This window comes from Synechococcus sp. R55.8 (genome assembly GCF_047461895.1).
Classification (GTDB): Bacteria; Cyanobacteriota; Cyanobacteriia; order Thermostichales; family Thermostichaceae; genus Thermostichus.
This window is the reverse complement of sequence record NZ_JANSIB010000178.1, coordinates 1-1,299: the sequence shown is the minus strand read 5'-3', so window position 1 is coordinate 1,299 and position 1,299 is coordinate 1. Positions and strand designations below refer to the sequence as shown.

Here is a 1,299-nt window from a genome sequence, read left to right as displayed (position 1 = left end):
GCTTGGGCTATGTCGCTCCGGCTTGGGCCAAGGTGGGATCCCGGCTGGAAATTGAGATTCGGGGGCAACGCCGGCCTGCGGAAGTAGTGAAAAAACCTTTCTATCGTGCTCCGCACCGCTGACGGGAACAGGCGCAGGCTCCGGTTAACCCAGGGGGTTGAGCCGTTTGCCGGTCTTGGGAGTGGAGTATTCCTGCTGCAGCCGCCGCAACTTCCGCAAGGCCCGCCGTTCAATCTGTCGTACTCGCTCCCGCGAAAGGCCGATGTGCTCCCCAATTTCCCGCAGCGTTAGGCCCCTCGATCCATCCAGCCCATAGCGAGCCACGATCACCTGTCGTTCTCGTTCACTCAGTTGGCCCACCAGCGCGCGGACTTCCTCTCGACGGGCAAGCTGGGTTAGGTGTTCAACAGGGTCGTTGTCTTCATCTGGGATGAAGTGCTGCAGCTCGGTGCCGTCTTCATCCCCTACCCCCACATTCAAGGAACGCATCTCTGCCATGTGGCGGGTGATCAGCTCCCGGTAGTTATCGCCAATATCCAGAGAATCAAAAACTTCTTCCGCTTGGGGACGGGATCCCCTTTCGGCAGATAACTCGCGGTAGCGCCGCTTCACCTGGGAGACCTTTTCGTACATGTGGGCCGGCAGACGGATCATCCGCCCCTTGTTTTGGATGCCCCGGTTCACGCTTTGCCGGATCCACCAAGTGGCATAGGTGGAGAACTTGTAGCCACGGGTGGGATCGAACTTTTCCACGGCGCGGGTGAGGCCGATGGTGCCTTCCTGAATCAGATCCAGAAACGGCAAGCCTCGATTGCGATAGCGCTTGGCAATCGACACCACCAAGCGGAGGTTACACTCCACCATTCGTTTCTTGGCTGCTTCCCCCTGCCGCAGGATCTGCTGCAGCTCTGCTAAAGGGATCCCCAGCCGCTGGCTCCAACCTTCCACAGACTCATGGGGCTGCCGTTGCTCCAAGAGCGTCACCATCCGCTGCACCTGGTGAGCCAGGCGGAGCTCTTCTTCAGCGGTGAGCAACGAGTAGCGGCCAATCGTCTTCAAGAAACGCCCCACCGCATCTTGCAAGTCAAGACTTTCTGACATATCAAACCCCACACCATAAATTCATGTCCTGTCAGAATCTCTACTTCTCCTGCTGCATCGGGCCCTCTTCCTACACACGAAGCTGACCTTTCTGCAAACAGCACCTTATTCATACCAGCACAAAAGCCTTTTCGTAAAGGCTTTGACTTCGAAAAATCTAATCCAGAACTCGGTGTTTGACTCACTAAATTTATTGAG

At 56.7% G+C, this 1,299-nt stretch carries 2 protein-coding genes; one reads left to right on the top strand and one right to left on the bottom strand.

The genetic code is table 11. From position 1 onward, the window contains the following. Positions 1–2 precede the first annotated feature (2 nt). Complete coding sequence (locus NW829_RS12225) at positions 3–122, top strand: glycine cleavage T C-terminal barrel domain-containing protein (RefSeq protein ID WP_414417199.1); 120 nt, start codon at positions 3–5, stop codon at positions 120–122. 22 nt (positions 123–144) lie between these two features. On the opposite strand, the gene NW829_RS12220 is transcribed toward NW829_RS12225, so the two are convergent. Further along, complete coding sequence (locus tag NW829_RS12220) at positions 145–1,101, bottom strand: sigma-70 family RNA polymerase sigma factor (RefSeq protein WP_414417198.1); 957 nt, start codon at positions 1,099–1,101, stop codon at positions 145–147. Positions 1,102–1,299: the final 198 nt, after the last annotated feature.